Annotated in this window: 23 protein-coding genes; 17 read left to right on the top strand and 6 right to left on the bottom strand. The window is 73.0% G+C overall.

Features of this window, described 5'->3' with window-relative positions; translation table 11 throughout:
- The first annotated feature begins 121 nt into the window (after window positions 1-121).
- Window positions 122-1,450: an MATE family efflux transporter gene (locus tag D7223_RS07090; protein ID WP_120726272.1), complete on the top strand. Its 1,329-nt coding sequence runs from the start codon at window positions 122-124 to the stop codon at window positions 1,448-1,450.
- 32 nt (window positions 1,451-1,482) lie between these two features.
- Here D7223_RS07090 and D7223_RS07085 read toward each other — a convergent pair whose 3' ends face one another.
- A complete protein-coding gene (locus D7223_RS07085) occupies window positions 1,483-1,797 on the bottom strand; it encodes a hypothetical protein (protein ID WP_120726271.1) in 315 nt (104 codons plus the stop codon).
- A gap of 66 nt (window positions 1,798-1,863) precedes the next feature.
- Between D7223_RS07085 and truB the strand changes: the two genes are divergently transcribed.
- From truB to dapB, 6 genes are all read left to right on the top strand, one after another.
- Window positions 1,864-2,829: a tRNA pseudouridine(55) synthase TruB gene (gene truB, locus D7223_RS07080; protein ID WP_420330297.1), complete on the top strand. Its 966-nt coding sequence runs from the start codon at window positions 1,864-1,866 to the stop codon at window positions 2,827-2,829.
- A 116-nt stretch (window positions 2,830-2,945) separates the two neighbouring features.
- Window positions 2,946-3,875 carry a bifunctional riboflavin kinase/FAD synthetase gene (locus tag D7223_RS07075; RefSeq protein WP_120726269.1) on the top strand — a complete coding sequence of 310 codons (930 nt, stop codon included), beginning with the start codon at window positions 2,946-2,948 and terminating at the stop codon, window positions 3,873-3,875.
- A 254-nt stretch (window positions 3,876-4,129) separates the two neighbouring features.
- Window positions 4,130-4,399, top strand: a complete 270-nt coding sequence (rpsO, locus tag D7223_RS07070; RefSeq protein ID WP_109804764.1) for a 30S ribosomal protein S15 — start codon at window positions 4,130-4,132, stop codon at window positions 4,397-4,399.
- Between the two features lie 224 nt (window positions 4,400-4,623).
- A complete protein-coding gene (locus tag D7223_RS07065) occupies window positions 4,624-6,996 on the top strand; it encodes a polyribonucleotide nucleotidyltransferase (RefSeq protein ID WP_120726268.1) in 2,373 nt (790 codons plus the stop codon).
- 49 nt (window positions 6,997-7,045) lie between these two features.
- On the top strand, window positions 7,046-8,443 hold the full coding sequence (locus D7223_RS07060; RefSeq protein ID WP_120726267.1) for a M16 family metallopeptidase: 1,398 nt from the start codon (window positions 7,046-7,048) through the stop codon (window positions 8,441-8,443).
- Window positions 8,444-8,516: 73 nt separating this feature from the next.
- Window positions 8,517-9,290: a 4-hydroxy-tetrahydrodipicolinate reductase gene (dapB, locus tag D7223_RS07055; protein WP_120726265.1), complete on the top strand. Its 774-nt coding sequence runs from the start codon at window positions 8,517-8,519 to the stop codon at window positions 9,288-9,290.
- 74 nt (window positions 9,291-9,364) lie between these two features.
- Here the strand turns inward: dapB and D7223_RS07050 are convergent, their stop codons facing one another.
- Window positions 9,365-11,473 carry an amylo-alpha-1,6-glucosidase gene (locus tag D7223_RS07050; RefSeq protein ID WP_120726263.1) on the bottom strand — a complete coding sequence of 703 codons (2,109 nt, stop codon included), beginning with the start codon at window positions 11,471-11,473 and terminating at the stop codon, window positions 9,365-9,367.
- A gap of 157 nt (window positions 11,474-11,630) precedes the next feature.
- Between D7223_RS07050 and D7223_RS07045 the strand changes: the two genes are divergently transcribed.
- The 4 genes from D7223_RS07045 (at window position 11,631) to D7223_RS07030 (ending at window position 15,969) form a co-directional block, all read left to right on the top strand.
- Window positions 11,631-12,608 (top strand): LacI family DNA-binding transcriptional regulator, encoded by a 978-nt coding sequence (locus D7223_RS07045; RefSeq protein ID WP_238161705.1) that lies wholly within the window; start codon window positions 11,631-11,633, stop codon window positions 12,606-12,608.
- A gap of 26 nt (window positions 12,609-12,634) precedes the next feature.
- Window positions 12,635-13,888, top strand: a complete 1,254-nt coding sequence (locus D7223_RS07040) for a sugar ABC transporter substrate-binding protein (protein ID WP_120726258.1) — start codon at window positions 12,635-12,637, stop codon at window positions 13,886-13,888.
- Window positions 13,889-13,958: 70 nt separating this feature from the next.
- Complete coding sequence (locus D7223_RS07035; RefSeq protein ID WP_120726256.1) at window positions 13,959-15,074, top strand: carbohydrate ABC transporter permease; 1,116 nt, start codon at window positions 13,959-13,961, stop codon at window positions 15,072-15,074.
- 1 nt (window position 15,075) lies between these two features.
- The gene (locus D7223_RS07030) at window positions 15,076-15,969 is read left to right on the top strand and encodes a carbohydrate ABC transporter permease (protein WP_120726254.1); all 894 of its coding nucleotides are present in this window, start codon (window positions 15,076-15,078) and stop codon (window positions 15,967-15,969) included.
- Window positions 15,970-16,018: 49 nt separating this feature from the next.
- Here the strand turns inward: D7223_RS07030 and D7223_RS07025 are convergent, their stop codons facing one another.
- The 3 genes from D7223_RS07025 to D7223_RS07015 form a co-directional block, all read right to left on the bottom strand.
- Window positions 16,019-16,399 (bottom strand): VOC family protein, encoded by a 381-nt coding sequence (locus D7223_RS07025; protein WP_120726252.1) that lies wholly within the window; start codon window positions 16,397-16,399, stop codon window positions 16,019-16,021.
- Between the two features lie 79 nt (window positions 16,400-16,478).
- Window positions 16,479-17,480 carry a sigma-70 family RNA polymerase sigma factor gene (locus D7223_RS07020; protein ID WP_120726249.1) on the bottom strand — a complete coding sequence of 334 codons (1,002 nt, stop codon included), beginning with the start codon at window positions 17,478-17,480 and terminating at the stop codon, window positions 16,479-16,481.
- A gap of 70 nt (window positions 17,481-17,550) precedes the next feature.
- Window positions 17,551-18,177, bottom strand: coding sequence for a GNAT family N-acetyltransferase (locus D7223_RS07015; protein WP_120726247.1), 627 nt, complete (start codon window positions 18,175-18,177; stop codon window positions 17,551-17,553).
- A 35-nt stretch (window positions 18,178-18,212) separates the two neighbouring features.
- Here D7223_RS07015 and D7223_RS07010 point away from each other — a divergent pair, with 35 nt between their 5' ends.
- Window positions 18,213-19,490, top strand: coding sequence for a glycosyltransferase 87 family protein (locus D7223_RS07010; protein WP_120726245.1), 1,278 nt, complete (start codon window positions 18,213-18,215; stop codon window positions 19,488-19,490).
- Here D7223_RS07010 and D7223_RS07005 read toward each other — a convergent pair.
- Entirely contained in the window at window positions 19,389-19,940 is a 552-nt protein-coding gene (locus D7223_RS07005) for a GNAT family N-acetyltransferase (protein WP_120726243.1), read from the bottom strand. The genes D7223_RS07010 and D7223_RS07005 overlap by 102 nt on opposite strands.
- A 79-nt stretch (window positions 19,941-20,019) precedes the next feature.
- On the opposite strand from D7223_RS07005, the gene D7223_RS07000 reads away from it, so the two are divergent.
- The 5 genes from D7223_RS07000 (at window position 20,020) to D7223_RS06980 (ending at window position 25,757) form a co-directional block, all read left to right on the top strand.
- Complete coding sequence (locus D7223_RS07000) at window positions 20,020-21,249, top strand: winged helix-turn-helix domain-containing protein (RefSeq protein WP_120726241.1); 1,230 nt, start codon at window positions 20,020-20,022, stop codon at window positions 21,247-21,249.
- Window positions 21,246-21,923 (top strand): DUF2752 domain-containing protein, encoded by a 678-nt coding sequence (locus D7223_RS06995; RefSeq protein WP_420330296.1) that lies wholly within the window; start codon window positions 21,246-21,248, stop codon window positions 21,921-21,923. The genes D7223_RS07000 and D7223_RS06995 overlap by 4 nt, the downstream gene beginning before the upstream one ends.
- A 376-nt stretch (window positions 21,924-22,299) precedes the next feature.
- On the top strand, window positions 22,300-23,043 hold the full coding sequence (thyX, locus tag D7223_RS06990) for an FAD-dependent thymidylate synthase (RefSeq protein ID WP_120726237.1): 744 nt from the start codon (window positions 22,300-22,302) through the stop codon (window positions 23,041-23,043).
- 46 nt (window positions 23,044-23,089) lie between these two features.
- Window positions 23,090-24,016: a 4-hydroxy-tetrahydrodipicolinate synthase gene (dapA, locus tag D7223_RS06985; RefSeq protein ID WP_120726235.1), complete on the top strand. Its 927-nt coding sequence runs from the start codon at window positions 23,090-23,092 to the stop codon at window positions 24,014-24,016.
- Between the two features lie 52 nt (window positions 24,017-24,068).
- Window positions 24,069-25,757: a ribonuclease J gene (locus tag D7223_RS06980; protein ID WP_120726233.1), complete on the top strand. Its 1,689-nt coding sequence runs from the start codon at window positions 24,069-24,071 to the stop codon at window positions 25,755-25,757.
- The last annotated feature ends 42 nt before the right edge of the window (window positions 25,758-25,799 follow it).

Genomic DNA, 25,799 nt, shown 5'->3' with positions numbered 1-25,799 from the left:
GGCTGGACGGCCCACGCCGTCCACGGCCGACGTCGACCCTCGGGGCAGCCGTGCCGCACCACTGCGGTAAGCAGCGTTCACGGTTGCAACCCTTACCTCATCCGTGCCAGGATCGGCGGCGATGAGCCAGCCCGCCGTGACCGTCGCGCGACCCGCCTCCCCGCGCCGGATCGCCGCGCTCGCCCTGCCGGCCCTCGTGGTCCTGGCCGCCGAGCCGCTCTACGTCCTGGTCGACACGGCCGTCGTCGGGCACCTCGGCCGGGTCCCGCTGGCCGCGCTCGCCGTCGGCGGCACGGTGCTGACACTCATCGCCTGGATCGGCACCGTGGTCGCGTACGGCACCACCGGGCGGTCGGCCCGGCGCTTCGGGTCGGGTGACCGGGCCGCGGCGGTGGCCGAGGGAGTCCAGTCGTCGTGGCTGGCGCTGGGCGTCGGGGTGCTGGTCGCGGTCGGGATGCAGCTCGGCGCTGGCGCGCTCGCGCGTACCCTCGCCGGGGACGGCGGCGCGGTGGCCGACGCCGCCGCGCAGTGGTTGCGGGTCGCGGCGCTGGGCGCTCCCGGCCTGCTGCTCGCCGCCGCCGGCAACGGCTGGCTGCGCGGCATCCAGGACACCCGTCGGCCGCTGTGGTTCGTCCTCGGGCCCAACCTGCTCTCCGCGGTGCTCTGCCCCCTGCTGGTCTATCCCGCCGGGCTGGGCCTGATCGGCTCGGCGGTGGCCAACGTGGCCGCGCAGACCCTCGGCGGCCTGCTCTTCGTCGGCGCGCTGGTCGCCGAGCGGGTGCCGCTGCGCCCCCGGCCGGCGGTCATCCGGCAGCAACTGGTGCTCAGCCGCGACCTGCTGATCCGGGGCGTCGCCTTCCAGGCCAGCTTCCTCTCCGCCACCGCGGTAGCGGCCCGCTTCGGAGCCGCCGCGGTCGGCGCCCACCAGATCGCGTTGCAGCTGTGGTTCTTCACCGCGCTGGTGCTCGACGCGCTCGCCATCGCCGCGCAGGCACTGGTCGGCGCCGCGCTGGGCGCCGGCGACGACGTCACCGCCCGGGCGCTTGCCCGCCGGATCGGCCTGCTCGGCGCGGTCTGCGGCGCGGCGTTCGCCGTGCTGGTGGCCGCGGGCGCGGGCGTGGTGCCGGGTTGGTTCAGCTCCGACCCGGAGGTACGCGGGCAGGCGCTGGTCGCCTGGCCGTGGTTCGTGGCGATGCTGCCGCTGGCCGGCGTGGTCTTCGCCCTGGACGGGGTGCTGATCGGCGCGGGCGATGTGCGCTACCTGCGCAACCTCACCATCGTCGCGGCGCTGGGCGGGTTCCTGCCCGCGATCTGGGTGACGTACGCGCTGGACCTCGGGCTGGGCGGCATCTGGGCCGGGCTCACCCTCTTCGTGGTGATCCGCCTGGTCGCCCTGCTGCTGCGGCTGCGCTCCGGCGGCTGGGCGGTGGTGGGCGCGGTACGTGCCTGACCGGGGCCGCCCGCCGCCGGAGAACGGGCCGGTCAGGCCAGCTGCATGAGGCCGTAGACGGTGAGCACCAGCAGCAACGCCACCGCCCAACAGAGGAAGAAGGCGACCACCTTCACCGTGTTCGGGTAGCGCTGGTAGAGCTTCTGGCGCTGCTCGCGGGCCCACCGGCGCTCGCGGAGCCGGCGCGCGCCGGGCAGCGACCCGACCGCGCCGGCGATCCGGTCGCCGAGGGTGCGGCGCGGCGGCGGCGGGTCGCGCATCCAGTCCGGCAGGACGGACGGTTGCTGCGGTGCCCGCAGCCAGCGCCGGTCGGCCGGATCCGTGCGGCGGTCCTGGGTGTCTGGCATCGATGTCTCCCCGTGGTCCCGGACACCCGCCGTACCGACGAATGTCACTGAGTACATGGTGGCAGGATGCGGCCAGCCACACCGACCCGTTTTCTCCGGGCGTACCGGCACCGGCCCGCCCCGGGCGGTCTGGCAGGCTTGCCGGTCGTGAGCACTGACGGTCTGATCGTGGTGGACAAGCCGGGCGGCATGACGTCGCACGACGTGGTGGCGCGGATCCGCCGGCTGGCGCGGACCCGCCGGGTCGGCCACGGCGGCACCCTGGACCCGATGGCCACCGGCGTCCTGGTGATCGGCGTGGGCCGGGCCACCCGCCTGCTGACGTACGTGATCGGGGCGGGCAAGAGCTACACCGCCACCGTCCGGCTCGGGCAGGCCACCGTCACCGACGACGCCGAGGGCGACGTGATCGCCAGCACGCCCGCCGGGACGGTGACCGACGAGGCGGTCCGGGCCGCCTTCGCCGCCCTCACCGGCGAGATCGACCAGGTGCCCAGCGCGGTCAGTGCCATCAAGATCGACGGCCAGCGGGCGTACAAGCGGGTCCGCGACGGGGAGAGCGTCGAGCTGCCCGCCCGGCGGGTCACCGTCTCCCGGCTGGACGTGCTGGCGGTCCGTCGCGACCAGCCGGACGTGGTCGACGTGGACGTCGACGTGACCTGCTCCTCCGGCACGTACATCCGGGCCCTCGCCCGGGACGCGGGGCTGGCGCTGGGCGTCGGTGGCCACCTGACCGCGCTGCGGCGTACCGCCGTGGGTGGCTTCTCCCTCGCGGAGGCCGCCACCCTCGACGACCTGGAGGCCCGTGCGCCCGAGGTGGTCAACCTTCCGCTCGCCGCGGCGGCCGACCGGTTCTTCCCGCGCCGGGAGGCGGACGCCGCCGAGGCCGTGACGCTCTCCCACGGCGGGCCGCTCGAACCGGTCGGGATCGCCGGACCGTACGCGGTGTTCGACCCGGCCGGGGGACTCCTCGCTATCGTCAGCGAGCGGGACGGCCGGGCCCGCGCGGAGATCGTGCTCGCCCCGGCCTGACCGAGTGCCGCCACCCGCGTCGGCGGCGGTGCGGTGTTCGTCGGACGAGTGTTAACAAGGGGCCCTTCCCAGGCACCAGGCGTTAAGAAGGGGCCCTTCCTTACCGGAGGAGAGCGATGCAGCGGTGGCGGGGGTACGACGCGACGCCCGGTGGGTGGGGGCGCTCGGTCGTCACCATCGGGGTCTTCGACGGCGTGCACAAGGGGCACCAGGCGACCATCGCGCACACCGTGACGCGCGCCCGCGAGTCGGGTGTGCAGTCGGTGGTGCTCACCTTCGACCCGCACCCGGCCGAGGTGGTCCGACCCGGCTCCCATCCGGCCGTGCTCACCGAGCCGGCCCGGAAGGCGGAGCTGATCGAGGCGCTCGGCACGGACGTGCTCTGCGTGGTGCCGTTCACCCCCGAGTTCTCCCGGCTGCCCGCCGAGGAGTTCGTGCACGACATCCTCGTCGCGCACCTGCACGCCGCCGGGGTGGTGGTGGGCAGCAATTTCCGCTTCGGGCACAAGGCGGCCGGCGACGTGGCGCTGCTGGAACGGCTCGGCCGGACGTTCGGCTTCGGGGTCGAGGGCGCGCCCCTGGTTGCCGAGTCGGGGACGGTCTTCTCCTCCACCTACATCCGCTCCTGCGTCGACGCGGGCGACGTGGGCGCGGCGGCCGCCGCGCTGGGCCGGCCGCACCGTCTGGAGGGCGTCGTGGTCCGGGGCGACCAGCGCGGGAGGGAACTGGGCTTCCCCACCGCCAACCTGCTGTGCCACCGGTACGCGGCGGTGCCCGCCGACGGCATCTACGCGGCCCGGCTGATCCGCCGGGGCCGGCCGGAACCGCTGATGGCGGCGGTGTCGATCGGCACCAACCCCACCTTCTCCGGTCGGGAGCGGCGGGTCGAGGCGTACGTGCTGGACTTCGACGGCGACCTCTACGGCGAGCGTCTCGCCCTGGACTTCGTGGCGCACCTGCGCGGGCAGATCCGCTACCAGGGGGTCGATCCGTTGATCGCCCAGATCCGGCAGGACGTCGAACGCACCCGGCGGGCGCTGGCCTGACCGTCCCGACCGGGCCCGGCGGGCGGGCGACCGGGGGCCCGCGCGGCCGGTCCGGGGGGACGGCGCGGGCGGTCCGGGGCGGCCTCGTCCGGTGGCTCCGGACAATCCTGGTAGTCTTGCCCAAGACGTCGGCTGACCGACGTGGTGCCTCGCGTGCCTGCACGACGCCGCGGGTGCGAGGAACCGGTCCGTTCCACGGTGCGAGAGCCCGACACGACGGACATCATTGGACAACCCACCGAAACAGGGAGAACATGGCGCTCGACCAGGAAGCCAAGGCCAAGATCCGCACGGAGTACGCGACCGCCGAGGGCGACACCGGTTCGCCGGAGGTGCAGGTCGCGGTCCTGACCAAGCGGATCGCGGAGCTCACCGAGCACCTGAAGGTGCACAAGCACGACCACCACAGCCGCCGTGGGCTGCTGCTGCTGGTCGGCCGTCGCCGCCGGCTGCTCAACTACGTCCAGAAGAAGGACATCAACCGCTACCGGTCGCTCATCGAGCGGCTCGGCCTGCGCCGATGACGTGACGGGGGAGTGGCCCGACCGGGCCGCTCCCCCGATCCGCGTACCACAGAAGAACAGGGCCGCGCGACCACCCGACAGGGAGCCGGTCAGCGTACCGGTCTCCGGTAGTGGCCCCCGGGAATCCCGGCATCATGCCGGCCACCCGGGCGCTTCGATCGAAGACCGGCCGTCTGAGCAGCTCCGGTGTCGTGGGCCCACGACGCGAAGGAGCATCACCGCACATGACCGAGACCAACCTCGGCACGGAATCCCGCACCGCAGTGATCGACAACGGGTCCTTCGGCACCCGTGAGATCACCTTCTCCACCGGCCGGCTGGCCCGGCAGGCCGCCGGCTCCGTCGTCGCCCAGCTCGGCGAGACGGTCGTCCTCTCCGCCACCACCGCCGGCAAGCAGCCGAAGGAGCAGTTCGACTTCTTCCCGCTGACCGTCGACGTGGAGGAGCGGATGTACGCCGCGGGCCGGATCCCCGGCTCGTTCTTCCGCCGCGAGGGCCGGCCCAGCGAGGACGCCATCCTCACCTGCCGGCTGATCGACCGGCCGCTGCGCCCGTCGTTCGTCAAGGGCCTGCGCAACGAGGTCCAGGTCGTCGAGACCATCCTCGCGCTCGACCCGCAGCACCCGTACGACGTGGTGGCCATCAACGCCGCCTCGATGTCGACCAAGCTCTCCGGCCTGCCGTTCTCCGGCCCGATCGGGGCGACCCGGGTCGCGCACGTGGACGGCCAGTGGGTCGCCTTCCCGACCCTGGAGGAGCTGGCCCGGGCCACCTTCGACATGGTGGTGGCCGGCCGCACCCTCGCCGACGGTGACGTCGCGATCATGATGGTCGAGGCCGAGGCGACGCCGAACGCGGTGACCCTGATCGCCGGTGGGGCCACCGCCCCGACCGAGGAGATCGTGGCCAGCGGCCTGGAGGCCGCCAAGCCGGCGATCCGCGAGCTGTGCCGCGCGCAGAGCGAGCTGGCCGAGGTCGCCGCCAAGCCGGTCGCCGTGTTCCCGGTGTTCCTGGACTACCAGGACGACGTCTACGCGGCGGTGACCGACGTGGCCCGCGCCGACGTCACCGAGGCCCTCAAGATCGCCGGCAAGGCGGACCGCGAGGAGGCCCTGGACCGGATCAAGGCCAAGGTCGCCGAGGAGCTGGGCCCGCGCTTCGAGGGCCGGGAGAAGGAGCTGTCCGCCGCTTTCCGGTCGCTGACCAAGTCCGAGGTCCGCAACCGGGTCCTGCGCGAGCAGGTCCGCATCGACGGGCGCGGCCCGCGGGACATCCGCCCGCTGACCGCCGAGGTCGGCGTGCTGCCGCGGGTGCACGGCTCGGCCCTGTTCGAGCGGGGCGAGACCCAGATCCTGGGTGTCACCACGCTCAACATGCTGCGTATGGAGCAGATGGTCGACACGCTCTCCCCGGAGAACCGCAAGCGCTACATGCACAACTACAACTTCCCGCCGTACTCCACCGGTGAGACCGGTCGCGTCGGCTCGCCGAAGCGGCGCGAGATCGGCCACGGCGCGCTCGCCGAGCGGGCGCTGGTCCCGGTGCTGCCGTCGCGCGAGGAGTTCCCGTACGCCATCCGGCAGGTCTCCGAGGCGCTCGGCTCCAACGGCTCCACCTCGATGGGTTCGGTCTGCGCCTCGACGCTGGCGCTGCTGTCCGCCGGTGTGCCGCTGAAGGCGCCGGTCGCCGGCATCGCGATGGGCCTCATCTCCGACGAGGTCGACGGCAAGACCGAGTACGTGACGCTGACCGACATCCTCGGTGCCGAGGACGCGTTCGGTGACATGGACTTCAAGGTCGCCGGCACGCCGGACTACGTCACCGCGCTCCAGCTCGACACCAAGCTCGACGGCATCCCGTCGGACGTGCTGGCCGCCGCGCTCCAGCAGGCGAACGAGGCCCGCCAGACGATCCTCGGCGTGATGCAGGCGGCGATCGAGTCCCCGGCCGAGATGTCGGAGTACGCGCCGCGGGTCACCACCGTCAAGATCCCGGTGGACAAGATCGGCATGGTGATCGGCCCGAAGGGTCAGACCATCAACGCCATCCAGGACGAGACCGGCGCCGAGATCTCGATCGAGGACGACGGCACCATCTACGTCGGCGCCACCAACGGGCCGTCGGCCCAGGCGGCGGTGGACCGGATCAACGGGATCGCCAACCCGACGCTGCCCAAGGCGGGCGAGCGGTTCCTCGGCACGGTGGTCAAGACCGCCCCGTTCGGTGCGTTCATCTCGCTGCTTCCCGGCCGCGACGGCCTGCTGCACATCTCCAAGGTGGGCGACGGCAAGCGGGTCGAGAAGGTCGAGGACTTCCTCAACGTCGGTGACCGGGTCGAGGTGGAGATCGCGGACATCGACGCCCGCGGCAAGATCTACCTGGACAAGGTCCGGCCGGAGGGCGCCGAGGCGCCGGCCGCCGGTGAGGCCGCCGAGGGCGAGCGCCCGCCGGCGCGGGACCGGGGTGACCGGGGCCCGCGGGACCGGGGCGACCGGGACCGGGGCAGCCGTGGCCCGGAGCGCGGTGAGCGCGGTCCGGGCGGTGGCGAGGGCGGCGACGGCGGCGAGCGCCCGCGTCGGCGCACCCGGCACAGCTGAGCCGTAGCACCACAGCACCACCCACCCCTCGTCGATCTGGGAGCAACACGTGAGTCGGGCCAGTCGTGCGCCGTTTCCGCCGGATCGACGGGGGGTGGCGTCGTCCCGCGCCACCGGGGCCGCCCGCGCCGGTGGCGCCGGCCGGGCGGTGACCCGGACGCTCACCGACGACCCGCTGGGTGGCACGGTCCGCCGGACCGTGCTGCCCAGCGGCCTGCGGGTGCTCACCGAGGCCATCCCGACGATGCGCAGCGTCTCCTTCGGCATCTGGGTGGCGGTCGGGTCCCGCGACGAGACCGGCCCGCAGGCCGGCGCGGCGCACTTCCTGGAGCACCTGCTCTTCAAGGGCACCAACAAGCGCGACGCGTTGGAGATCTCCTCGTCGATCGAGGCGGTGGGCGGCGAGACGAACGCCTTCACCACGAAGGAATACACCTGCTACTACGCGCGGGTGCTCGACGAGGACCTGCCGCTGGCCATCGACGTCATGTGCGATCTGGTCGCCGATTCGGTGCTGGCGCCGGCCGACGTGGAGACCGAGCGGGGCGTGATCCTGGAGGAGATCGCCATGCACGACGACGAGCCCGGTGACGAGGTGCACGACCTCTTCGCCCGGGCCGTCTACGGTGACCACCCTCTCGGTCGGCTGATCTCCGGCACCGAGGAGACGGTCACCCCGATGAGCCGCCGCCAGATCCAGAGCTTCTACCGGCGGCGCTACGTCGCGCCGCAGATCGTCATCGCCGCCGCCGGCAACCTCGACCACGCCGCCGTGGTCAAGCTGGTCCGGCAGGCGCTGCGGGGGACACCGCTGGACACCGCGCCGGCCGCTCCGGCCGCGCACCGGTCCACCGGCTCGGCGGTACGCACGAAGCCGGCCACCACGGTGGTGGAGGCCAAGGAGACCGAGCAGGCGCACGTGATCCTCGGTTGCCCCGGCATCGATCGGCTGGACGAACGCCGGTTCGCCCTCGGGGTGCTCAACAACGTCCTCGGTGGCGGCATGTCCAGCCGGCTGTTCCAGGAGATCCGCGAGCAGCGCGGCCTGGCCTACTCGGTCTACTCCTACGCCAGCCAGTACGCCGACAGTGGCCTCTTCGCCGTCTACGCCGGCTGCGCGCCGGGCAAGGTCGACGAGGTCCTGGACCTGACCCGGGCCGAGCTGTCCCGGGTGGCCGCCGACGGGATCACCGCCGACGAGCTGGCCCGGGGCAAGGGGATGAGCAAGGGCTCGTTCGTCCTCGGCCTGGAGGACACCGGCTCGCGGATGAGTCGGCTGGCCAAGGGGGAGCTGCTCTACGGCGACCTGATGCCGGTCGACGAGCTGCTCTCCCGGGTGGACGCGGTCACCCTGGACGACGTCAACACCCTCGCCGGTGAGTTGCTGAGCCGGCCGATGTCCCTGGCCGTGGTCGGCCCGTTCGGCGCCGGGGACTTCACCGCCTGAGCAGCCCCACCGCCGGTCCCAGGTCCTGATCCCCCGGGGTGCGTCGAGTCCCGATTGGGATAGGTTGTGCCCCGTGACTGACGAGCAGGAGAAGAGCCCGACCGAGCCGATCCGGGTCGGCGTGCTGGGCGCGCGGGGCCGGATGGGCATCGAGGTCTGCAAGGCCGTCGACGGGGCCTCCGACATGGACCTGGTCGCCATGGTCGACCAGGGTGACTGGCTGTTCAACGCCTCCGACGCCGGTGCCGAGGTGGTCGTCGACTTCACCACCCCGGACGTCGTCATGGACAACCTGCACTGGTGCATCGACCAGGGCATCAGCGCGGTGGTGGGCACCACCGGCTTCACCGAGCAGCGCCTGGACCGGGTGCGCGGCTGGCTGGAGCGCAAGCCCGGCGTCGGCGTCGTCATCGCCCCGAACTTCGGCATCGGCGCGGTGCTGATGATGCAGTTCGCCGCCCGCGCGGCCCGGCACTTCGAGTCGGTCGAGATCATCGAGCAGCACCACCCTCGTAAGCTCGACGCGCCCAGCGGCACCGCGACGCACACCGCCCGACTGATCGCCGCCGCCCGGGCCGAGGCCGGTCTGGGGCCGGTGCCGGACGCCACCAAGGACGAGGTGGCCGGTGCCCGAGGCGCCGACATCGACGGCGTACGCGTGCACGCCGTCCGGGCCACCGGCCTCGTCGCCCATCAGGAGGTGCTGTTCGGCACCACCGGCGAGACGCTGACCATCCGGCACGACTCGTTCGACCGGGCCTCCTTCATGCCCGGTGTGCTGCTGGCCGTCCGCGCCGTCCGCCACCGCCCCGGTCTCACCATCGGCCTGGACGCCCTGCTCGACTGATCCCCTCCTCGCCTGATCCCCTGATCGGTGCCGGCTGAGCGGTCCGACACGCCGGTCGTCGTACCGCTGAGCCGTCACCGATCCGCGCCGACCGCCCTGCGGGGGGTGGGGATGGAGGCTCCGGTGAGGCGGAGGCCGGCCGGCAGGCCGACGACCGAGGCGCTGCCGTCCCGGTCGACCGTGACTCCCGTCGACGAACCGGCCACGCGCAGGCCGGAGACGGAGACCGCGCCCAGCTCCGGTCCGGCCAGCGGGGCGAGGCGCACCGTGCCGGCCGGCACGTCCGGGTAGAGGCCGGCGGCGGCCTGGAGCAGCAGCACCGCGCTCGCCGCCGACCACGCCTGCGGCCGGCACGCCGCCGGGTACGGCACCGGGCGGCCGAGCAGGTCGCGGTCGTCGCCGCCGTACAGCTCGGGCAGCCGGTAGTCGAACGCCTCGGCCGCCGCGAGCAGGCCCTCGGCGAACCCGAGGGCGGCGGCATGGAAGCCGGCCCGGGCCAGGCCCGCGAGCACGATCGCGGTGTCGTGGGTCCAGATCGAACCGCAGTGGTACGACAGCGGGCTGAACCCGGCGTCGTCGGTGGACATCGTGCGCAGCCCGAATCCGCCGGCCAGCGCCTCGGTGGTGAGCAGCCCGGCGACCTGCGCCTCCTCCTCGGCGCTGAGCAGGCCGGTGCCGAGCAGGTGGCCGATGTTGCTGGTCAGCGAGTCGACCGGGCGCTTGTCCCGGTCCAGCGCGAGGGCGGGCTGCGGTCCGTACCGGCCGTCGACCCAGAACGCCGCGCGGAAGCGGGCGGCCAGCCGGTCGCCGTAGGCGCGCCAGCGGTCGGCACCGGGCCGGCCGAACGCGTCGAGCAGGGCGGCGCCGTTGCGGGCCGCCTCGTACGCGTAGCCCTGCACCTCGGCCAGCACGATCGGTGCCTCGGCGATCCGGCCGTCGCGGAACCGCACCGCGTCGCCGGAGTCCTTCCAGCCCTGGTTGGACAGGCCGTGGCCGGTGCGGTCGACGTACTCGACCAGCCCGTCGCCGTCGGCGTCGGCGTGGTCGGCGAGCCAGCCCAGCGCCGCCTCCAGGTACGGCAGCAGCGGCGCGACCCGGTCGTCGGGCAGGCCCCAGCGCCACGCGTCGTGCAACAGGTTGATCCACAGCATGGTGGCGTCGACGGTGCCGTAGTAGGCCGGGGGCAGGCGCAACGGGTCGTCGAGCATGGCGAACTCGTGCCGGCGCAGTTCGTGGAGGATCTTGCCGGGGGCCTCGCCGGTGGTCGGGTCCACCCGGCCGCCCTGCCGGCGGGCGAGCACCCGGAGCGTCCCGGCGGCCAGGTCGGTGCCGAGCGGCAGCATCATCCGGGCGGCCCAGAGGCTGTCCCGGCCGAAGAGGGTGAGGAACCACGGCACCCCGGCGCCGAGGAACTCGTCCCGTGGGGCGGCCGGGTCGGCCAGCCGCAGCCCGCGCAGGTCGGCCAGGGACCGGTCGAGCAGGCGGGTGAGGCGGCGGTCGTCGGCGCGTACCTCCGGATCGGCCCAGCCCGGCTCGCCGGGCGGGCAGACCACGACGGCGTGCGGGTCGGTGACGGTGAGCCGCCACCGCAGGGTGGTGGTGCCGCCCGGGGCGAGGGTGACCGGCCAGGCCAGTCGCGGGGCGGTGGCCCGGTCGCCGGTGGTGTCGACGTCCGCGCCGTCGGCGGCCACGGTGACCGTCGTGCCGTCGCCCGACCAGGTCAGCCGGCCTGCCCCGTCGGCCTTGGCCTCCAGGGCCGGTGCCGTGCCGCCGGACTTGACCACCGCGATCGGCGCCAGGTCGCAGCCGAGGTCGACGGTGACGGTGGCCCGGACGTCGACGGTGGCGGTGGACACCATCCGCAGTTCCTCGGTGAGCCCTCGTGGGTCCAGCCGGCGGAGCCGTTCGATCCGTACCGTCGGGTCGGGGGTCGGGTCGCCGAGCCACCGGGTCAGGCCGACGAACCGTGCCCCGTGTGGTCCGTCGGCACCGGCCGCGACGCTGTCCGGCTCCCGGTCGTCGACCCGCAGCTCGGCGCGGGCGAGGACGCGGCTGTCGGCGTGGAAGACGCCCTGGACACCGACCGGGCGGATCTGCCCGGTCGCGTCGCCCAGCGCGCTGGTCGGCGCGAGGACCACCCCCGCCAGGTCGTGCAGGAGGGGTTGCAGATGGCGCTCGGTCACGACGCGGCTCCAGATCGATCTCGGCGGTGCCGCTCTCTTGACAGGCGGCCCCGGTGCGGTGCAAAGTGCGAAACATTCCAGCAACTTGAACGATCCAATCTTGCCCCATCCAAATTGGATCGTTCAAGACCGCGAGGGGGGTCAGGTGCCAGAAAAGGTGACCATCGCGACGGTGGCCCGGCGGGCGCGGGTCAGTCGGCAGACCGTCTCCAACGTGCTCAACGCGCCGCACATCGTGCGCGAGGAGACCCGGCTGCGGGTGCAGGAGGCGATCGCGGCCCTGGGCTACCGCGCCAACCAGGCCGCCCGCCAGATGCGGACCGGACGGTCACGGCTGATCGCGGTACGCATCGAACCCACCCGCGACGGCATCAACGGCTCGGTGCTGGACCGGTTCCTGCACGGCCTCACCGAGACCGCGGAGACCGCCGGCTACCGCACCATGCTCTACACCGCCACCGACGACCAGCAGGAGATCGCCACCTACGACGACCTGCTCAGCTCCTACGAACTGGACGCCTTCGTACTGACCGGCACCGACCACGGCGACCCGCGTACCGCCTGGTTGGCCGCCCGCGGCGTGCCGTTCGTGACCTTCGGCCGGCCGTGGGACGCCCCCGAGTCGCACCCCTGGGTCGACGTCGACGGGGCGGCCGGCACCGCCGCCGCCACGGCGCACCTGCTGGCCGCCGGCCACCGCCGGATCGGCTTCGTCGGCTGGCCGGCCGGCTCCGGCGTCGGCGACGACCGGCGTACCGGCTGGCACCGGTCCCTGGTCGCCGCCGGCGTCGACCCGGTCGGCCTGGACCGGCAGACCCCCGACGGCATCGCCGAGGGGGAGCGGGTGGCGCGTGAGCTGCTCGACCGGGCCACGCCGACGGCGCTGGTCTGTGCCAGCGACTCGCTCGCCCTCGGCGCCCTCCAGGCCGTCCGCGCCCGCACCCCCGCCGTGCCGGTCATCGGCTTCGACGACACCCCCGTCGCCGGGGCGATCGGCCTGTCCAGCGTCAGTCAACCCCTCGGCGAGGCCGCCGCCCGGTGCGTCGACCTGCTCACCGCCGTCCTCGACGGCTCGCACCCCGCCACCGACCACGTTCTGCTCCAGCCCTCGCTGGTGCTGCGCCACACCACCTGAATCCCGTCCCCCATCCAGGAGAACCGATGGCACCTCGATCCCTCGCCCGGGCGGCGGTGGCCGGCCTCACGGCCGTCGCCCTGTTCGGCTCCGCCGCCTGCGGCAGCGGCTTCGACGACGACTCCTCCGGCGACGCGGCCCAGTCCAGCGGGCCGGCCAACCTCCAGATCCTGATCGGCTCCTCCGGTGACGCCGAGACCAAGGCGGTGCAGGACGCCGCCGCGAAGTGGGCCTCGTCGACCGGCAACCAGGCCACCGTCACCCCCGCCCAGGACCTCACCCAGCAGCTCGGGCAGGCCTTCGCCGGGGGCAACCCGCCGGACGTCTTCTACGTGCCGGCGGTGCGCTTCGCCGACTACGCCAGCGTCGGCGCGCTGGAGCCGTACGGCGACAAGATCAGCAATTCGGACGACTTCTACCAGGGGCTGCGGGAGACGTTCACCTACGACGGGAAGTACTACTGCGCGCCGAAGGACTTCTCCACCCTCGCGCTTCAGATCAACACCGACCTGTGGGCTAAGGCCGGGCTGACCGACGCCGACGTGCCGACCACCTGGGACCAGCTCACCGCGACCGCCCAGAAGATCAAGGCGAAGGGTCAGGTGCCGCTGGTCATCGGCGACACCCGGGACCGGATCGGCGCGTTCATGGTGCAGGCGGGCGGCTGGATCACCAGCCCGGACGGCAAGCAGGCCACCGCGGACAGCCCGGAGAACCTCCAGGCTCTCCAGTACGTCAAGGGCCTGCTCACCGGCGACCTCGCCAAGTTCCCGAAGGAGCTGGACTCCGGCTGGGCCGGCGAGGCGTTCGGCAAGGGCCGGGCGGTGATGACGATCGAGGGCAACTGGATCACCGGCGCCCTGAAGAACGACTTCCCCAACGTGAAGTACAAGGTGGTCCCGCTGCCGGCCGGCCCCAAGGGTCCGGGCACCCTGTCCTTCACCAACTGCTGGGGCATCGCGGCCAAGAGCAGCAACAAGGAAGCCGCGGTCAAGCTGGTCGAGGCGATGACCTCGGTCGAGCAGCAGATGGCCTTCGCGACCGCGTTCGGTGTCATGCCGTCCCGCCAGTCCGCCCGCGACGCGTACCTGGCGGCGTTCCCCGCCGACAAGGCGTTCATCGACGCCGCCGAGCAAGCCCAGGGTCCGGTCAACGCGCCGAAGATGGACAGCGTGCTGGCCGACCTCGACACCGGCATCCAGGGTCTGAAGAACGGTGACCCCAAGGCGTTGCTGGCCCGCGTGCAGAAGAACACCGCCGCCGCGCTCGGCGGTAGCTGAGCCGTTAACAGGGGCCCCTTCCTATACGCGAGGCGTTAAGAAGGGGCCCTTCCTTTCAGGAGGGAGGGTGATGGCGATCGACGCGCTCGCGGCGCCGGCCACGTCGCCGGGCACCGCGCCCCGGCGCCGGCGTCCCGGTTTACGCGGCTCCGAGAACCTTGCCGGCTGGCTGTTCGTGGCCCCGGTGGTGGTGATCCTCGGCCTGTTCCTGCTGCTGCCGATCCTGATGGCGTTCTGGGTCAGCCTCACCGGCTGGAACGGCCAGGGCAGCCCGTTCCGCTCCGAGGTGCCGTTCATCGGCGCGGACAACTACACCCGGCTGTTCACCGTCGACGGCCTGGCCCGTCAGGACTTCATGACCAGCCTGCGGAACAACATCTACTACGTGCTGCTCGTGGTGCCGGCGCAGACCGCGCTGGCGCTGTTCCTCGCGCTGGTCGTCAACAACCGGATGCTGCGCGGCAAGTCGTTCTTCCGCACCGCCTTCTACTTCCCCTCGGTCACCAGTTCGGTGGCGATCAGCATCGTGTTCCTGTTCATGTTCTCCAGCTCCGGCGCGGTCAACAGCCTGCTGGCGATGGTCGGACTGGACGGGCCGCAGTGGTTCGCCGACTCCCGTGGCGTGCTGCACCTGCTCCTGGGCGTGGTCGGCGTGGACTCGCCGCCGGCGGCGCTCGCCGACGGTGGGCCGGGCGGGCTGAGCTGGTGGGACTGGCTCTCCGGCCCGAGCGTCGCGATGGTCTCGATCATCTCGCTGGTGGTGTGGACCACCTCCGGCACGTTCATGCTGATGTTCCTCGCCGCCCTCCAGGGCGTGCCGGTCGCCCTCGACGAGGCCGGCACGCTGGACGGCGCCAACCGCTGGCAGCGGTTCCGCTACGTCACCCTGCCGATGATCCGGCCGACCATGTTCCTGGTGCTGACACTCGGCCTGATCGGCTCCTGGCAGGTCTTCGACCAGGTGTACGTGATGAGTCAGGGCAACCCGGCGAAGACCACCCTCACCCCGGCGTACCTGTCGTACCGCACCGCGTTCCAGGACTTCGACTACGGCCGGGGTGCGGCGATCTCGTTCGTCCTGTTCCTGATCATCATCGTGCTGACGCTGGTGCAGCGCCGGCTGCTGGCCGAGCGCGACCCGTCTCGGCGCGGCTGGCTGCGGCGACGCGTACCGGGGAGGTCCTGACATGGCCGTGGTGACCGAACCGCCGCGGGTACCGACCCGGCCGGCCCCCACCGGCCGCCGCCAGCCGCGCGGCCTGGTGACCACCTTCGTGGGGTACGCCGTCCTGGTCTTCTTCGCGCTGGTGTTCCTGTACCCGTTCGTCATCCAGATCGGCAACGCGTTCAAGACCGAACCGGACGCGGCGGCGAACCCGCTCTCCCCGGTACCCGACCCGCTGGACCTGACCAGCTTCCAGCGCCTGTTCGACGGCACGTCGTTCCCGCTGTGGATGGGCAACTCGCTGCTGGTGACCGTGCTGGTCACGCTCGGCCGGGTGTTCCTCGATTCGCTCGCCGGGTACGCGCTGGCCCGGTTGCGGTTCCGGGGCCGGGCCGGGCTGTTCGCGGCGATCATCGCGGTGATGGCGGTGCCGGGTGTGGTGCTGCTGATCCCGAAGTTCCTGGTGCTCAACCAGCTCGGCATCTACGACAGCTACGCCGCCCTGATCGTGCCATTGCTGGCCGACGCGGCCGGGGTGTTCATCATGAAGCAGTTCTTCGAGTCGATCCCGGTCAGCATGGAGGAGGCGGCCCGGATCGACGGCGCCGGAGTCTTCCGCACCTTCTGGTCGGTGGTGCTGCCGATGGCCCGGCCGGCGCTGATCACCCTGACCATCCTGTCCTTCCAGGGATCGTGGAACGAGTTCCCGCACACCCTCGTCGCGGTGCAGGACCCGAGCCTGTTCACCCTGCCCCGAGGGCTGGCCGATCTGGTCACCGGCTCACTCGGCTCAGGCACGCAGTATCCGCTCAAGCTCGGCGCGGCGCTGCTCGCCACCATCCCGGTGGCGATCATCTTCGTGATCTTCCAGCGTTACTTCGTCCGGGACGCGTCCGACGGCGCGGAGAAGGGCTGACCGGGGGCGGTCCGCGCCGGGGCTCCGGTGCGGACCGCCCACCGTGTGGTCACGCCTGCTCGATCACCGAGAGCACGTTGCCGGCCGGGTCGGTGAACCAGGCGATCGTCGGCCCGTTTCCGCGCATGATGCCCTTCTCGTCCTGGGGCATCCCGTCGTAGCGGGCGAACCGCACCCCGCGCCCGGTCAGCTCGTCGACCGCCCGGTCGACGTCCCCGACCGGGAAGTTGAGCACCGTGTAGGTCGCCGGGACGTGGTCGGACTTCGGGTAGACCAGGATGTCCCGGTCGCCCGCGACGTGCAGCGTCAGCATGCCGCCCATCGCGTCGTCCCGTGACACGCGCAATCCGAGCGTGTCGGCGTAGAACTGCTGGGCCCGCCCGGTGTCGTCCACCGAGAAACCACTGAACGCCACGGTGTCTCTGAACATCGTCGTCTCCTCGTATTTCTGCTCTGGTGTCCTCTCGAGGGGTGGACGACGCCGACGGTCGGACGTCATCGGTCCCGGCTCAGGGCAGCCGGTCGGGCAGCCCGAAGTGCGGGAACAACCGGGTGTCGAGAAAGGTGGTGAGGCGGGTGATCCGCCGCCCGGCCGTCTCGACGAACTGGAGCGAGAACGGGCGGCGCCCACCGGCCGGATCGATCTTGTAGTGCCCGAAGGCGGTGTCGCCGTTGGCTCGGACCGGCACCAGCCGCGACCCCCGGCACGCCGCGCCCGGGCCGCGCATCCAGGCGCCGATGTCGGCCGGCCCGCGCAACCAGAGCCGGTAGGGCGGCATGCTCTGCACCGCGTCCTCGTGCAGCAGCGCGACCAGGGCGTCCACGTCGTAGCGCTCGAACACGTCGACGTAGCGGTCGAGCAGGTCACGGTGTTCACGGTCGAGTGCCGACCCGGGCGGGGGCGACCCGACGCCGGTGCCGGCCAGCGTCGCCCGGGCCCGTTGCAACGCGCTGTTGACCGAGGCCACCGACCCGTCGAGTAGCTCGGCGACCTCGTCGGCGCGCCAGCGGAGCACCTCGCGCAGGATCAGCACGGCGCGTTGCCGGGGCGGTAGGTGTTGCAGGGCCGCGACGAACGCCAGTCGCACCGACTCCCGCGCCACCGCCACCTCCGCCGGGTCGGCGGCCACCGGCAGCACCACGCCGTCGGCGGCCGGTTCCAACCAGCCCGGCTCGGGTGAACCCAGCGACTCCAGGACCGGCGGGGCGGACGGGCCGAGGTCCATCGGCAGCGCCCGCCGGCCGCGCCCCCGCAGCAGGTCCAGGCAGACGTTGGTGGCGATGCGGTAGAGCCAGGTGCGGACACTGGCCCGGCCGTCGAAGCCGGCCCACCCGCGCCACGCCCGCAGCAGCGTCTCCTGCACCGCGTCCTCGGCGTCGAAGATCGAGCCGAGCATCCGGTAGCAGTAGCCGGTCAGCTCGACCCGGTGCCCTTCCAGGGCGGCCGGGGCCGGGCGCTCCTCGACGCCGTCGTCGGTGGGCCCCGTGCCGGTCGCCGTCGTGACGGTCATACGACCACCGTAGGCGAGTCCCCCGACAGTTCCCCGTCGACCCGGTGACTAGCGGGTCGGCGCCGCCGCACTACGTGGGGTCGGCGGGCGCCACCGGCTCGTCCGGTACCGCGGAGTCGGCCGGGGCGACCGCCTCGGTCGGTACGGCGACGTGCAGCCGGAGCTGGGGGACCAGCATGTCGTCCACGTCCAGCGCGCGAGCCGCCCCGTCCGGCTCCCAGCCGGTGCCGGTGAGGAACTTCCGGGTGGCGGCGTCGCCGTCGAAGGCCCACGCCAGCGCCCGCCCGAAGCCGTCGGTACGCCACAGGTCGACGCACGCGGCGAGCAGCCGGCTGCCGTGCCCGCGCCGACCCCAGCGCGGCTCCACCAGCAGGTCGGTCACCGCCACCACGCCCGGCCCGAGGGCCTCGGCCGGCTCACCGGGGGCGAGCGCCTCCGCGTCGGCCGGACCGGAGGCGGCGAACCCCACCAGATAGGATTGCTCGGCCTGTTCGACGGCGACCAGCACCCGGTGGGCGCCGGAGGGCGGCTCCTGCACGGCAGCGCTCCACCGCCGGGCGAGCCACGCCTCGTCCAGGTTGTCGAGCACGTGCCGGGGCAGGATCCGGCGGTACGCGACCCGCCAGGTAGCGAGTTGGATGCGTGCGATCTCGCCGGCGTCTTCCGGACGCGCCGGGCGGACGTACCCGAGAGCCATGGCACGGAAGCCTACGCAGGGCGAGGGAGGCGACGGTGGCGCAGGGTCCCGGACGGACGATCGGGCAGGTGGCCGGCGTGGTCGGGCTCGCCGTCGCGGTGACCCTCTTCCTGTCGGTGGCCGCGGTCCGGCACGGCTTCTTCGACCTCCAGGTCTACTACGGCGCGCTCACCTGGTGGGTGCACGACGACGGCGAGATCTACGACTGGCTGCGCCCGATGACCCAGTACGGCTTCACCTACCCGCCCTTCGCCGCCCTGGTGATGCTGCCGATGGCCTACCTGCCGTGGACGGCGGCCATCGTGGTGAGCGTGGCGGCCACCGTGGTGGTCACCGTCGTGCTGTTCCACTGGCTGATCGACCCGATCTCCCGCCGCGCCGGCTGGACCCGCTGGTACGTGCTGGCGGTGGCGCTCTGCCTGGCCGCCGCGTACGAGCCGATGCGCGAGACGGTCAACTTCGGCCAGGTCAACATGCTGCTGCTCTTCCTGGTGGCGGTCGACATGCTGCGGCTGCTGCCGGCCGGCAACCGGTGGGCCGGGGTGGCAATCGGCCTGGCCACCGCGATCAAGCTGACCCCCGGCATCTTCATCGTCTACCTGCTGGTCACCGGCCGGTGGCGGGCCGCGTTCACCGCGATCGGGGCGGCCACCGCCGCCACCGTCCTGGCCGCCGCGCTCTTCCCGGACGCCTCCCGCGAGTTCTGGACCGAGGCGCTGTGGAACACCGGCCGGGTTGGCGAGCTGGCGTTCGTGTCCAACCAGTCGCTGCGCGGTGTGGTCGCCCGGCTCGACCCGCAGCAGCCCAGCACGCTGGCCTGGCTGGTGCTGGTGGCGGCCACCCTGGCCCTGTGGGTGTGGCGGTCCCGGCGCGCGGCGGCGGCCGGCGACGAGGCGGCCGGGCTGGCGCTGACCGGCGCGGTCATGTGCCTGGTCAGCCCGGTCACCTGGGTGCACCACCTGGTCTGGCTGCTGCCGGCGCTGATCCTGCTGGTGGACAACGCGATGGCGGCGCCGGCTGCCGGCCGCCGGCGGCGGGTCCTGCTGGCCGCCGCGGCCATTGGTTACGTGTTCCTGATCAGCCGGATCGTCTGGGCGTGGGAGAAGGACTTCACCGGCGTCGACGGGTTCCTGGGCAGCAACACGTACGTGTGGATCAGCCTCGCCCTGCTGGCGTTCCTGCCGCTGCGGCCCGGCACCACGGCGGCCGGGTCACCCGTCGAGCCGTCCGGTGTACCGCAGCTCCGCGAGGTCGACCGGGGGACGCCCGCCGGAGAGCGGCACCGGATAGGTCGACCACTGACCGTCCGCTGACAGGCCGGCCCGTTCGTAGAAGCGACGGGCCCGCCCGTTGTCGGCCAGGACCCACAGCCGGTACTCCGTCCAGCCGCGTGCGACCAGCCCGTCGCGGGCCGTGGCGAACAGCGTCCGCGCGGTGCCGTCGCCCCACCGCGCCGGCTCCACGTACATCGCGACCACCTCGCCGTACGTGTGGTCGAGGTCGTCGCGGTCCTGGTTGTTCCGGTACGGACCGAACGTGACGAAGCCGGTCACCTCGCCGTCCTGCTCGGTCAGCATGGTGGTGAACGGGTGTTCGGGGTCGGCGGTGCCGAGGTCGCGGCGGCGTTGCGCCCAGGCGGCCACGTTGAGCCGGGCCAGCACCTCCTCGGGCACGATCCCGGCGTAGCCGGCCTGCCAGCCGCGGATGTGCACCCGGGCGACGGCCGGCGCGTCGTCGGGCTCCTCCCGGCGAATGGTGAGCATGTGCCTGTTCTATGCCCCGGCGGGGGATCGGTCCAGCCACCGCACCGATGTCGTACGCCTGCAATAGGGTGCTTCGACGATGGCCGTACCGGAATCGCTCTCGCTCGCCCAGGCCCGCCGCGTCGCGCTGGCCGCCCAGGGCTTCACCGACCCGGCGCCCGCCGGGCCGGCCACCCGCCGGCACCTGCGCCGCGTGCTGGACCGGGTCGGGTTGATCCAGATGGACTCGGTGAACGTGCTGCAACGGGCGCACTACCTGCCGCTCTACAGCCGGCTCGGGCCCTACCCGACCGCCCTGCTCGACACCGCCGCCTACCGGCGACCCCGCGACCTCTTCGAATACTGGGGGCACGAGGCGTCGCTGGTCCCGGTCGGGTTGCATCCGGTCCTGCGGTGGCGGATGGCCAAGGCCCACTCCGACGCGTGGGGGGAGATGCGGCGCGTCGCGCAGGAACAGCCCGGCCTGGTCGCCTGGGTGCGGGACGAGGTGGCCGCCCGGGGGCCGGTCACCGCCGCCGAGATCGAGCTCGACGCGCCCCGGGAGACCGGCAACTGGGGCTGGAACTGGTCGACGGTGAAGCGGGCCCTGGAATACCTGTTCTGGGCCGGGGAGGTGAGCGCCGCCGAGCGCACCACGTCCTTCGCCCGCCGCTACGACCTGCCCGAGCGGGTGCTGCCCGCCGCCGTGCTGGACGCGCCGACCCCCACCGACGCGGAGGCCCATCGCACGCTGGTCGCGATGGCCGCCCGTTCACTCGGGGTGGCCGCCGAGCCGGAGCTGCGGGACTATTTCCGGCTCCCGGTGGCCGGGGCGCGGGCGGCGATCGCCGAGCTGGTCGACGCCGGTGAGCTGCTGCCGGTCACCGTGCAGGGTTGGCGGCAGCCGGCCTGGCTGCACGCCCAGGCGAGGCTGCCCCGCTGGGTCCGCGCCGCCACGCTGGTCAGCCCGTTCGACCCGCTGGTCTGGGAGCGGGCCCGCACCGAACGGCTCTTCGGCTTCAGCTACCGGATCGAGATCTACGTACCCGCACCGCAGCGCGTGCACGGCTACTACGTGCTGCCGTTCCTGCACGGCGACCGGCTGACCGCGCGGGTCGACCTCAAGGCCGACCGGCGGGCCGGCGTGCTGCTCGTGCCGGCGGCGTGGGTCGAGCCCGACGTCGACCCCGGTGAGACCGCCGTGGCGCTCGCGGCCGAGCTCTACCGGCTCGCCGGCTGGCTGGGCCTGGACGCGGTGGCGCCGCCCGCCGCCGGGGACCTGGCCGCGCCGCTGGCCGCAGCCCTGGCCGGCGTCTCGGGTGTACGGTGAGCGGTGTGACGCGCGTTGACCGACCGGCCGCCCCGCCGCTCCCGTCCGCCGACGTCGCCGCCCCTCCCGCCGACGTCGCCGCCCCTCCCGCCGACGTCGCCGCCCCTCCCGCGGGCGTCGACGGCGCGCCCGTCGTCGGGGACGGCGCGCCCGCCGGGGAGCACCGGCCGGCCGATCCCGGGGCTCCGGCCGGCTGGCCGGAGGGCTACCAGTACCCGGTCGTCGAGCAGGACCGGCTGACCCGTTTCGTGGTCCGGCTCTACGCGCGGGCACCCCGGTGGGCGGTGCCGCTGGCGGCGGTCGGCTGCGTCGGGCTCGGCATGGCCTACGCGCTGGTCAGCGACCCGACCCGGTCCGCGCCGGACGCCGCACCGACCTGCCTGCTCAAGTTGACCACGGGGCTGGACTGCCCGGGCTGCGGCGGCACCCGCGCGCTGTGGTACCTGCTGCACGCCGACCTGCCAGCGGCCGCGCGGCACCACCTCCTGTTCGTGTTCAGCGTGCCCTTCGTGGCCTACCTCTTCGTGGCCTGGGCCGGGAAGCAGGCGTTCGGCTGGCGCCTGCCGGAGCTGCGGCTCAGCCCCCGGGTGCTCGGCGGTTTCCTGGCCGTGTGGTTCGCCTTCTCGGTGCTGCGCAACCTGCCCTGGGCCCCGTTCACCTGGTTCTACGTCTGACCCCGTCCGCACGTCCGGCCCCCGCCGTCGTGCTCGGCACGGCGGCTGCGGATCCGGCCGACCGGGCGGGGCAGGTGAGCCGGCGACCCGCGCACGGGCCCTTTCGAGCTGAGTCGTTCACGACGTCACCGCCGGGCCGGACCCGCCGCGCCGGCCGGCACGGCGCCGCGCGGCCGGGCCGGCAGCCGGTGAGGGGCGCACCGGGCGGGTGATGACATGTACGAGTCAGCTCGACAGGGCTGACGACGCGCCAACGCCGTCCGCGGGGGCCCCGGCAGCGGCGACCGCGGCGCGTGCCGGGTGATCGACATTGCAGCGGGCGAGCCTGGCTTGGGCGGGGCGGGGGCCCGCCACTACAGTCCGAGGCATGCCGGACATGGTGCAGCCCCAGGTGAAGCTCGTCGCGTGGACCCAGTTCGAGGCGCCGGACGACGTGCCGTGGACGACCGATGCCGACGGCGGCCAGGCACTCGCCGAGTTCGCCGGACGGGCCTGCTACCAGAGCTGGAAGAAGCCGAACCCGGTCACCGCCACGAACGCCGGATACCTGGCCCACATCCTGGAGGTCGGCCACCTCAGCGTGCTGGAGCACGGCTCGGTCAGCTTCTACTTCACCGGGGTGTCCCGGTCGTTCACCCACGAGCTGATCCGGCACCGGCACTTCTCCTACTCCCAGCTGTCCCAGCGCTACGTGCCCGAGCGGGACGCCGCGATGGTCGAGCCGGCGGTGATCGCCGCGGACCCGGAGCTGCACAAGAAGTTCGTCGAGGCGGCCGAGGCGAGCGTCCGGGCCTACACCGAGCTGCTGGAGGGCCTGGAGCAGCGCTTCGCCGACGAGCCCAACCCGACGCTGCGCCGCAAGCAGGCCCGGCAGGCGGCGCGGGCGGTGCTGCCCAACGCCACCGAGACCCGGATCGTGGTCACCGGCAACTACCGCGCCTGGCGGCACTTCATCGCCATGCGGGCGACCGAGCACGCCGACGTGGAGATCCGCGAGCTGGCCGTGGAGTGCCTGCGGCAGCTCCAGCGGGTCGCCCCGAACGTGTTCGCCGATTTCGTCGTCTCCACCCTCCCGGACGGCACCGAGGTGGCGGCGAGCCCCCACGCCGAGCAGTCCTGAGCCCTTCCCCGGCGGGGGGTCGGGGGTCGTCCGCTAGGTTGGTGGCATGACGTACGACCACCCTGACACTCCCGCCCGGGCGGTGTCCCGCCCCTTCGGGCGGCTGCTGACGGCCATGGTGACCCCGTTCACCGCCGACGGCTCCCTCGACCTCGACGGCGCGGCGCGCCTGGCGGCGCACCTGGTCGACGCGCAGGGCAACGACGCACTGGTGATCAACGGCACCACCGGCGAGTCCCCGACCACCACGGACGCGGAGAAGGAGCGCCTGCTCCGGGCCGTGGTGGAGGCGGTCGGTGACCGGGCGCAGGTGGTCGCCGGGGTGGGCACCAACGACACCCGGCACACCATCGAGCTGGCCGCCGCCGCCGAGAAGGCCGGCGCGCACGGGCTGCTCGTGGTGACCCCGTACTACAACAAGCCGCCGCAGAGCGGCCTGCTGCGGCACTTCACCGCCGTCGCGGACGCCGGTGGCCTGCCGATCATGCTCTACGACATCCCGCACCGCGCGGGCGTGCCGATCGACACCGAGACGCTGGTCAAGCTGGCCGAGCACGACCGGATCGTCGCGGTCAAGGACGCCAAGGGCGACCTGACCGCGACCTCCTGGGTGCTGGCCCGCAGCGACCTGGCCTTCTACAGCGGCGAGGACGCGCTGACCCTGCCCGCGCTCGCGGTCGGCAGCGTCGGCCTGGTCGGCACCTCCACGCACTTCACCGGGGCGCTCGCCAAGCAGCTCATCGAGGCGTACGACGCGGGGGACAACGCGACCGCGCTGAGCCTGCACCGGCGGCTGCTGCCCCTGCTCACCGGCATCTTCCGGACCCAGGGCACCATCCTGGTGAAGGCCGGCCTGGCGGCCCAGGGGCTGCCGGCCGGACCGGTACGTCCGCCGCTGGTGGACGCCACCGACGACGAGATGGCCCAGCTCCGCGCCGACTGCGCGGCGGCGGGCCTGGACCTGCCCGAATGATCGAACGATGCGATGGGCGCCGGGTGACGGCGTCGCAGAATGAGGTGGACGCGTGACCGAGGCGCACATCGAGGCGGAACTTCCCCCGCCGCTGCCGGAGGGCGGACTACGGATCATCCCGCTCGGCGGGCTCGGCGCCATCGGTCGCAACATGACCGTCTTCGAGTACGACGGGAAGCTGCTGATCGTCGACTGCGGGGTGCTCTTCCCGGACGTGGAACAGCCGGGCGTCGACCTCATCCTGCCGGACTTCGGCCCGATCCTGGACCGACTCGACGACGTGCAGGCGATCGTGCTCACCCACGGTCACGAGGACCACATCGGGGCGGTGCCGTACCTGCTCGCCCACAAGCCCGACATTCCGCTGGTCGGTTCGCAGTTCACCCTCGCCCTGGTCGAGGCGAAGCTCGCCGAGCGGCGGATCCAGCCCTACACGCTGACTGTGCGGGAGGGCGGCCGGGAGCGGCTCGGCCCGTTCGAGTGCGAGTTCTTCGCGGTCAACCACTCGATCCCGGACGCCCTCGCGGTGGCCATCCGTACGCCGGCCGGCCTGGTGCTGCACACCGGCGACTTCAAGATGGACCAGCTCCCGCTGGACGGGCGGATCACCGACCTGGCCGGGTTCGCCCGGCTCGGCGCCGAGGGCGTCGACCTGCTGCTGTCGGACTCCACCAACGCGGAGATCCCCGGCTTCGTCACCCCGGAGCGGGAGATCGGGCCGGTCCTGGACTCGATCTTCGCCAAGGCCACCGGGCGGATCATCGTCGCCTCGTTCGCCTCACACGTGCACCGGGTGCAGCAGGTCTTCGACTCCGCGGCCGAGCACGGCCGCAAGGTCGCCCTGATCGGCCGGTCGATGGTCCGCAACATGGGCATCGCGCGGGACCTGGGCCTGCTGAACATTCCGGCCGGGCTGGTCGTCGGCATCGAGGAGGCCACCAACCTGCCGCCCGAGCAGATCGTGCTGATGTCCACCGGTTCGCAGGGTGAGCCGATGAGCGCGCTGGGCCGGATGGCCAGCGGTGACCACCGGCACATCACCATCGCCCCCGGCGACACCGTGGTGCTGGCGTCCTCGCTGGTGCCGGGGAACGAGACCTCCGTCTACCGGGTGATCAACCGGCTGGCCCGGGCCGGCGCGATCGTGGTGCACAAGGACGTCGCCAAGGTGCACGTCTCCGGGCACGCCCCGGCCGGCGAGCTGCTCTACCTGCTCAACGTGGTCCGGCCGAGCAACCTGATGCCGGTGCACGGCGAGTGGCGGCACCTGCGGGCGCACGCCCGGCTCGGCATCGAGTCCGGCGTCGCGGCGGACCGGGTGGTGCTCTGCGAGGACGGTGACGTGGTCGACCTGGTCGAGGGCCGGGCCAGCCTGGTCGGCCACGTGAAGAGCCGCTACGTGTACGTGGACGGCCTGGCCGTCGGCGACGTGAGTGAGTCGCTGCTCACCGAGCGGCGCATCCTCGGCGACGGCGGGTTCATCGCCACCACCGTGGTGGTCGACTCGGTCACCGGGAAGGTGGTCGGCGGGCCGACCGTTTCCGCGAAGGGCTTCTCCGAGGACCCGGAGGCGTTCAGTCCGGTGGTGCCGCTGGTCACCGAGGCGTTGAACCGGGCCGCCGCGGACGGGATCACCGACCCGCACCAGCTTCAGCAGATCGTCCGGCGCACGGTGGGGCGGTGGGTCAACGACAAGTACCGGCGTCGGCCCATGATCGTCCCGACCGTCGTGGAGGTCTGAGCGGCGTACCGACCCGGGCCGCCAGCGTACCGTGGGTACGCC

This window comes from Micromonospora endolithica (assembly GCF_003626595.1).
Classification (GTDB): domain Bacteria; phylum Actinomycetota; class Actinomycetes; order Mycobacteriales; family Micromonosporaceae; genus Micromonospora; species Micromonospora endolithica.
This window is presented reverse-complemented; position numbering and strand designations above follow the sequence as displayed.